The sequence below is a fragment of the Acinetobacter kyonggiensis genome, assembly GCF_900107285.1.
GTDB lineage: Bacteria > Pseudomonadota > Gammaproteobacteria > Pseudomonadales > Moraxellaceae > Acinetobacter > Acinetobacter kyonggiensis.
Genome location: NZ_FNPK01000050.1, coordinates 1 through 8,333 on the forward strand (window position 1 = coordinate 1; position 8,333 = coordinate 8,333).

At 42.2% G+C, this 8,333-nt stretch carries 7 protein-coding genes; 6 read left to right on the top strand and 1 reads right to left on the bottom strand.

Annotated features, from left to right (window positions below):
* Nucleotides 1-209 precede the first annotated feature (209 nt).
* Nucleotides 210-677: a DUF2946 domain-containing protein gene (locus BLV99_RS17530; protein WP_004827113.1), complete on the bottom strand. Its 468-nt coding sequence runs from the start codon at nucleotides 675-677 to the stop codon at nucleotides 210-212.
* Between the two features lie 528 nt (nucleotides 678-1,205).
* Here BLV99_RS17530 and BLV99_RS17535 point away from each other — a divergent pair.
* From BLV99_RS17535 to BLV99_RS17560, 6 genes are all read left to right on the top strand, one after another.
* Nucleotides 1,206-2,444, top strand: a complete 1,239-nt coding sequence (locus tag BLV99_RS17535; RefSeq protein WP_092692956.1) for an efflux RND transporter periplasmic adaptor subunit — start codon at nucleotides 1,206-1,208, stop codon at nucleotides 2,442-2,444.
* A gap of 10 nt (nucleotides 2,445-2,454) precedes the next feature.
* A complete protein-coding gene (locus tag BLV99_RS17540) occupies nucleotides 2,455-5,538 on the top strand; it encodes an efflux RND transporter permease subunit (protein ID WP_092692958.1) in 3,084 nt (1,027 codons plus the stop codon).
* Nucleotides 5,531-5,857: a DUF3240 family protein gene (locus tag BLV99_RS17545; protein WP_092692960.1), complete on the top strand. Its 327-nt coding sequence runs from the start codon at nucleotides 5,531-5,533 to the stop codon at nucleotides 5,855-5,857. The genes BLV99_RS17540 and BLV99_RS17545 overlap by 8 nt, the downstream gene beginning before the upstream one ends.
* Entirely contained in the window at nucleotides 5,854-7,161 is a 1,308-nt protein-coding gene (locus BLV99_RS17550; protein ID WP_092692962.1) for a TolC family protein, read from the top strand. Before BLV99_RS17545 ends, BLV99_RS17550 begins: the two co-directional genes overlap by 4 nt.
* A 239-nt stretch (nucleotides 7,162-7,400) precedes the next feature.
* Entirely contained in the window at nucleotides 7,401-8,063 is a 663-nt protein-coding gene (locus BLV99_RS17555) for a response regulator (protein ID WP_092692964.1), read from the top strand.
* Nucleotides 8,063-8,260, top strand: coding sequence for a hypothetical protein (locus BLV99_RS17560; protein WP_092692967.1), 198 nt, complete (start codon nucleotides 8,063-8,065; stop codon nucleotides 8,258-8,260). The genes BLV99_RS17555 and BLV99_RS17560 overlap by 1 nt, the downstream gene beginning before the upstream one ends.
* Nucleotides 8,261-8,333: the final 73 nt, after the last annotated feature.

An 8,333-nucleotide genomic window follows, 5' to 3' on the forward strand; every position in this document is an offset into this window, starting at 1 on the left:
ACCGCTCTTTCTCTGATTTCAGGGGTATATTTTAATTTTGTCATCGGGATAGTCTCTCAGAATATTGACTCTCCGACAAACCCGGTACGGTTCATATGCTCTGATATGCGTGTGCCTACACAGATACGTGCATTTTTTAAAAGTAATAACATAGCGATTAGTCTCTTCAACTAATTAAATTTCAAAACAATAAGGAATTGCCAATAAATTTAGACAGCAAAAGAGAGAGGAGGTGCTCGACCTTGAGGGATAAGAAATAATTGATTTAAAATAAAGAAGATATGAAAGAAAGCTTCTTTAAAAGCTAATAACCGAACTTGAACTCTAACAAGTATTTCTTTAACGCGAATGTCTGGTAAAGGAACGACATGTGCGTAAACTACACAGTACTGACATTGATGATTTGCATCGTGATGATGACTGGACGAAGTTTTTTGTTCAAGATGTGCATGATTAAGCTTTTCAGTATCATGATTAGCTAAATTCAACTCTTGATGAGAGTGAGTATGCGAAGAATGATCTGAGCTATGCACATGGTGTGAGTTATTTAGTTGAAGTGCATGGACAATAGTTTCACAGACAGGAGAAATTTGATATTTCTCTGGAAGTAAAGGCTGTAAAAAAACAGCAATCTGTAACAAGATTGCTGAGAATGCGAGCAATCTTCCTAAAACCATGATCACTTAGATTGTCTCAATTATCCAAGTAAGATGGTTAGATTGTAGCAGAATTACTATTTATTAAAAGTATAAGCGATATTAATTTAATAGTTTTGATTTAATCCAGCGTAATAATTTTTAGGATAAAGTAAAAATAAAAATAATTGATTTCAATCTGAATCAATTCAGATTGAAATCGTGCATGATTAATTTTGCTCTAAAAAAATAATGATTAAAATTTATAAAGTAAAGTAGATGAATGTATTTTCACGACATTGTAGGGATATTTATTAACTGGCCCTTTAACGGAGATGAAATTTTGTGACTGAGTATATTCTTGAATTGATTTAAGCAAACTCATTGCTTCTCGAGATAAGGGGGATATGGTTTTCTTTTTCCGCCTTCATCTGCTCTTTAGAAATAACCGAGATATTATGCTTAGGTGGAAATTACCCTTTAGATCCTGAAAAAATTGGATTTCCAAACTTAATTAGATCTTAAGAACTTAAATTTATCCTGAGAGAAAATATTTTTGAGGGTAGATCAGTGAGTCAACAAGTGAGTGTATTACGAAATAATAAAATATTTCTCAGTATTTGCACATTGGTCTTGGTAATTTTAGGAGTTTGGTGGGCGAGCAGTTCACTATTTAATAAAAATAAAGCGGAAAAATCAAAGCCACAAAATGTAACCGCCAATGAAACAGAAACCATAGATGTCTCTGGTAATCAGATTTTAATTTCGCCCACACAGATTCAACAGGCAGGTATTCAATTACAAACTTTAGGACAAGCGACAAGTGATGTACAACTTGCACTGACTTTGCAGGGGCAAGCGCAGTGGTCACCTCAAAGTAAAGTGGTCTTAACCAGCCCGATAGCGGGGATAGTTCAACAGGTACTGGTGCAACCTTTAGCCGAAGTGGGTCTCCATAATCCTGTACTGGCCATTCATAGCCCTGATTTAATTCAGATTCAAAATGAAATTTTACAAATTCGTGCACAACTGCAATTGGCCAGCCAAAATTTGGCACGTGAACGCAGTTTATATGCTGAAGGGATTATTGCTGAAAAACGTGTACAGGAAGCCCAGAATGTAGTGCAACGACTGAATATTGATTTGAGTGCCAAGCAACGCATGTTGCAGTTTATGGGAGGAAGTAGCAGTCAGGGACTGAATTCCGTAGTGTATGTTAAAAGTCCCGCCAAAGGCAGTGTAGAAAGTTTACAGGTATCTGCAGGTCAATATGTAGAAACCGGCGCAGTACTGGGTCAGTTGGTGAATAGTGATCTACCTTTGCAATTAATGTTGCAAGCCCCTTTAGCGGATAGCAAATATATCCAGATTGGCGATCTGGTTAAAGTTGAGGGGTGTGAAATTACTGGGCAGGTACAAAAAATTGCACCAGCACTTTCAGACAATACGCAATCTCAAAATGTTTTAGTTCAGATGAATGCCAAGGATAACTGTTTAAAAGTACAACAGTTTATTAAAGCGAATATTCAAAGCCATAACCCGACAACAGAAACTGCATGGGTAATACCAAGTACTGCCTTGACTTTAAAAGATAACAAGCACTTCATTTTTATCAAAAATCAAAATGGTTTCTTTGCAATGCCGGTGGAATTGGTGGGTGCGAACCAGCAGCAAAGTCATGTGATTGGAAACACATTAAAACCTGGAATTCAAGTTGCTGTGAATGGTGTCGAACGTCTAAAAGCCGTTTGGTCAGGTTTCGGTGCAGAGCAGGCACCACCTGCCAGTAGTAGCACTGCGATGAAATGAGGTTAGGCACATGTTAAAACGTATTATTGCATTTTCACTGAGTCAACGAATCCTAATGCTGTTATTGGGTGTGGCAATCAGTGTTGCAGGTTATTTGGCATTTACAAAATTGCCGATTGATGCCTTTCCCGATGTATCAAGTACACAGGTTCAAATTGTGATGAAATCTCCTGGCATGACGCCAGAAGAGGTGGAAAGCCGTATTGTGGTACCGATAGAACAGGAAATGTTGGGAATTCCTCATCAGACTGTATTACGTTCACAATCTAAATATGCCATTGCAATCATTACCCTGGATTTTGCAGAAGGGACAGATCCTTATTGGGCCCGACAACAGGTCAATGAGCGTTTGACTGGAGTCATGTCAGCTTTGCCTGGCAATGCCTCTGGTGGGATTGCGCCTATGACGACGCCATTAGGTGAATCTTTTATGTTCACTTTACATGGCCCTATGAGTGATATGGAAAAACGAACCTTGCTCGATCGGGTCGTCCGTCCACAGCTCAGAAAAATTGAAGGGGTAGCGGATGTCAATGTCCTGGGTGGTTTGGCACGTACTTTTGAAGTGACACCCAACCTGGATGCTCTGGCATCAAGAGGTCTATCTCTTGATCAGTTAAAACAAGCAATTGAATTAAATAATGCAAGTGACGGTGCCGGTCGTCTGAATGAAAATGGAGAATCATTACTGATTCGTAGCGATAGTCGTGTCACCAATTTACAAGAGCTGGGTGAGATTATTGTTTCCAATCATCAAGGGACACTGGTGCAAGTGAAGGACATTGCCGATGTCCATACCGGTGCCCTTACCCGTTACGGGGCAGTGACCGAAAATGGTCAGGGTGAAGCTGTTCAAGGGATTGTCCTTACTTTAAAAGGCGCCAATGCACGTCAGGTTGTGCAAAGTGTGCGTGAACATTTGCAGGACATTGAGAAAAACTTACCCCCGGGCGTTACGATCAAGCCTTTTTATGACCGTGGTGAACTGGTGAATCGTGCCATTCATACCGTGAGTAAAACCTTGATCGAGGCGATTGTACTGGTCCTGATTTTATTGCTGTTGTTTTTAGGCAATTTAAGAGCCGCTTTGGTTGTTGCCGCGATTTTACCTTTATCTGCGTTGAGTACCTTCTTAATGATGCGTCAGTTTGGATTAAGTGCCAACCTGATGTCATTGGGTGGCTTAACCATTGCTATTGGTTTGCTGGTCGATGCGGCTGTTGTGGTGGTGGAAAATATCGAAATGCAACTGGCAGATGCACACGAGTCCAAACACCGTTTGTTTTTACCGTCGCTGAACGTCATTTATCGCGCGGTTTGTGAGGTGGCGGTGCCGGTGACCGCAGGAATGATCATTATTATGCTGGTCTTCATTCCGTTGATGACGTTGCAGGGGCTGGAAGGGAAGCTTTTCTCTCCGGTGGCGCTGACCATTGTCTTTGCACTGTCGAGCTCACTGATTTTTTCATTAACAATTATTCCGGTGCTGTGTTCTTATTTCTTGAAATCTCAAGCACATCACACGCCATATATTGTTGCTAAGCTGGAACAGGCATATAGCAAGGTATTAAATGCAAGTTTAGCTCATCCGAAACGTGTTTATGCTTTGGCCGGAGGCGCTTTGGTGGTTGCTGCACTTATTTTCCCACTCATTGGTAAGTCTTTTATGCCAACCATGGATGAAGGTGACACCATATTGCAGCTGGAAAAAATGCCATCGATCAGTCTGCAAAATTCAATTGCACTTGATCTGGACATTCAAAGAAGAATTCTAAAACAAGTTCCAGAAGTGGCCCGCATTGTGGCAAGAACAGGCTCGGATGAACTGGGCCTGGACCCCATGGGCTTAAATGAAACCGATAGCTTTGTCATTTTGAAACCGCAAGATCAGTGGCAGGGACAAAGTAAGGAGCAGATTTTAGCCAAAGTTCGCCATGTATTGACTGACGTTCCTGGAGTCAATCTGACCTTTAGTCAGCCGATTGAAATGCGGACCTCAGAAATGTTATCAGGTGTACGTGGAGATTTAGCAGTCAAAATTTTTGGTACCGATTTAGACCAGCTAAATCAGCTGTCTAAGCAAATTTCTACCGTTCTACAAGGGATCAAAGGCAGTGAAGATGTCATGACGTTGGAAAATTCCGGGGTGCAATATCAGGAATTACGTATTCGTCGTGATATGGCTGTTCGCAATCAGCTAGATAGTCAAAGCATACAGGCACAACTCAAAATGCTCATCGAAGGGCAGCAAATTAGTTCGATTATTGAACAGGGTCGACCGGTTCCGTTGATGATCAAAGGTGATCCGCGTCTGGGGCAATCCAGTTTTGCCCTTGCAAATATGAATTTACCTGTTGAAAACTCAGCGGCTGTACCATTGTCCTCTTTAGCAGAAATGGTCAAGACTGAAGGTGTCGTTAAAATTGACCGGGAAAATGCTTCAAGAATGTCCGTTGTCCGTGCCAATGTGCGTGACCGCGACCTGGTCGGTTTTGTCGAGGAAGCAAAACAGCAGGTTGCCCAGAGAGTTAAATTACCGGCAGGATATTCATTGAAATGGGGTGGCCAGTTTGAAAATCAACAACGTGCAGCAGCGCGTCTGATGCTGGTTGTCCCTGCAGCGTTGACCATGATTTTTTTCCTGCTCTTTACAACTTTAGGTTCTGTTCGTCAGGCAGTACTGGTTTTTGTGAATATTCCCTTTGCTTTAATTGGTGGAGTCGTGGCCTTAGCCATTACCGGTGAATATTTATCGGTGCCTGCTTCGGTCGGATTTATTGCATTAATGGGGATTGCTGTACTGAATGGTTTGGTGATGATCGGTTATTTTAACCAGCTCATTTCACGCGGCATTGCAATTGAAGAGGTGGTTCGTGAGGGAGCTATGCGACGTTTACGTCCAGTGATGATGACTGCAAGTATCGCGGCTTTGGGTTTAATTCCCTTGCTCTTTACCACTGGGCCAGGTGCTGAAATTCAGCGTCCATTAGCGATCGTGGTAATTGGCGGGTTAATTTCCTGCACCTTACTGACGCTGATTTTACTTCCTAACTTGTTTAAACAATTTGGTTTAGTGCGAGATATTCATGTCTGAAATGTGCCAACTCTCTATCAACATCTCCAGTGATATTGCGGAAGAATTAATGAGCCATTTATGGCTCATTCCCGAGATTGTGACAGGATGTACCTGTATCCCGGCACAAGGTTTCGGCAGCCACCAACATTATCGCAACATTCAAGAAAAAATTCGGGGTGCAACTGAGCGTAATTTGATTCTGTTGATTTTACCCCTCGCAACTGTGCCTTTAATTTTAGCCCATATCCAAAAGAAATTTAAATCAAGTGACTGTTTCTATTGGGTATTACCAACCATAGCATCGGGTTATGCTGGTCAAGGAAAGGTGAACGAATGAAACCAGAGATAGCTACTCAACCCCGTTTGCTGGGTAAAGCCTTATGTTTAATAGGCTTGGGCTGTTGTGTGATGATGGCTTCTGTCGTCTCCGCGGAACCCGCTTTGGATCAGGTCTTGCCACCACTCGATGCGATCAAGCAGAGCTTGTCACAGCATCCAACTGTTCGGTCGGCAGTCTCGGATCAGGACTATGCCAATTTTGCAGGACAAGGGCTAAAACTGGGCCATCCCTGGACCGTACGTGCGGGGATGCAGCTTCGTAACACCGATGCCCAGGATGGTCAAACAAAGTCCAATAGTTATGAGCCGAACTTTGGTGTTGAAAAGCAGATTCGTTTGCCTGGCAAATACCGGCTGGATCAGGATTTGGCGCAACGAGGGATGAGTATTGCAGAATTAAAATATGAAGATGCCAAACATGAAGTTGCCAAAACCTTGCTGAATCAGTGGTTTGCCTATATGCGTAGTGCTTTGCAATTGACACGCTTAGAGGAACAGCAGGCAAGAATACAACACTATATGCAAATGACCCAGCAGCGTATCCGTGCTGGAGATGCCCCACGACTGGAACTGATGCTGCTCAGCAATGAATCTCGGCAAATCGAAGAACAATATATGCAGGCTAAAACAGCTTACTACCAAGCACAGCAGCTATTGTCACGTGATTATCAGGGGAAAATTCCAGAACACTGGAGCAGTGATGTCATCAAAATTCGCCCACTCGAATATACACAGACTGAATGGATACAGCAGGTTTTGTCTGCTAACCATGAGCTTGAGTTGGCCAAAACGCAGGCAGCACAGCAAGATGCGTTAGTCAAAAGAGAGAAACTCAATCGGGTAGCTAATCCTACGGTCGGAGTGGGCTATAGTCGTGAGCAGTCAGGCATTGAAAATTTGATGAGTGTGAGCGTTTCAATTCCACTCGCCAGTCGGCAAGTGCGGATAGCTTCTGGTATGGCCATGGCGGAAGCTCAAAAGGCCAATTTTGAGATCGGACGAGTAGAAAACCGTTTGCGTCAGGAAACGCAATACTGGTTCACGCAGATGGAGTCGGCAACTGTACGGAGTGAGCAGGCTCAACAGAATTTGGCACAGTTACAGCAACAACATGGATTGATGCAAAAAGCATATAAGCTCGGTGAATTGAGTTTAAATGAACTGTTACTCCATTCGCAGCAACTGGTTGATGCGCGTGGTCGAATTGATCAAGCCAAAATTGATTATGCAGAAAGCTTGAGTTTGCTATTGCTGAATTCACATCAACTATGGCCTTTACATGAGGATCATCAGGCAGAGTAAAATATAGTAGAGTGCTGATACATCAATGCCCTGTGTGGTCATTATTCGGCTGGTATTCTGTCTTTTTGGGGCCAGAGTATAGCTGATTACTTAATTGAGCAGCACGGTAAAAGCTTGATAAAATAGTATTTTACGAAAATATTTCGGTGCTATGTCTTTCAGAATTCAGCTATAGCTGTCGTTTTCACGGAAATAAAATTTAGGCTTGCAAGAAGTAGAATGAGAGGGGGAGCTCAGACGTGAGAATATTGTTAGTTGAAGACGATGTCTTACTGGCTAAGGCGACAGCACGGGGCTTAGACCAAGCGAATTTTGTTGTTGATATCGCCACCACAGCAGAACAAGCCTATCATTTTTTGGCGAGTTATGATTATCAGTTTATTTTGCTTGATTTAGGTTTGCCAGACAGGAATGGATTGGAAATTTTAAAGTCACTGCGTCGTAAAAAGAATAAAGTAGGCGTTATTATTTTGACTGCTCAGGATAAAATTCAGGAGCGAATTTCCGGTTTAGATGCTGGGGCAGATGATTTTGTAGTTAAACCCTATGATTTGTATGAAGTTATTGCACGGATTCAAGCAGTATTACGCCGTATTTCAGGAGAAGTGAGTGATTTGATTCAGATTGGCAATATTGCGGTTAATAAAGCGACTAAACAGGTACTGAGAGATCACACTGAAGTTGAATTAACCCCGAAAGAGTTTCACTTGCTAGAACTATTTATCCTTAACCGTGGCCGGATCATTTCACGGGAGAGTATAGAAAACTCATTTTATGCCTATGATGCAGATGTGAGCAGTAATGTGATACAGGTTTATATTCATAATTTACGGCGTAAGCTGGGAAAAAATATCGTGCGCACTGTACAAAGCTTTGGATATATTATGGATGAAAATTATTAATGGCCAATTTCATTCGCAGTTATTCACTGACCAGACGTCTATCATTTATTTTAATGGTCATCACCGCCAGTGTCTGGGTGGGTAGTTTAGGTTGTATTTACTGGGGAATGCAGCGTACCGCGAACAATATTTTTGATAAATCACTGGCTGAAACAGCCCATGCTTTACTTTCGACGGCACTGTTGCAAATAGGCTGACATGATAAGCTAAATATCTTATTTATTTCGAGATACAGCAGATGAATCCCTTCCATGGTCGGCACTTTCAAGG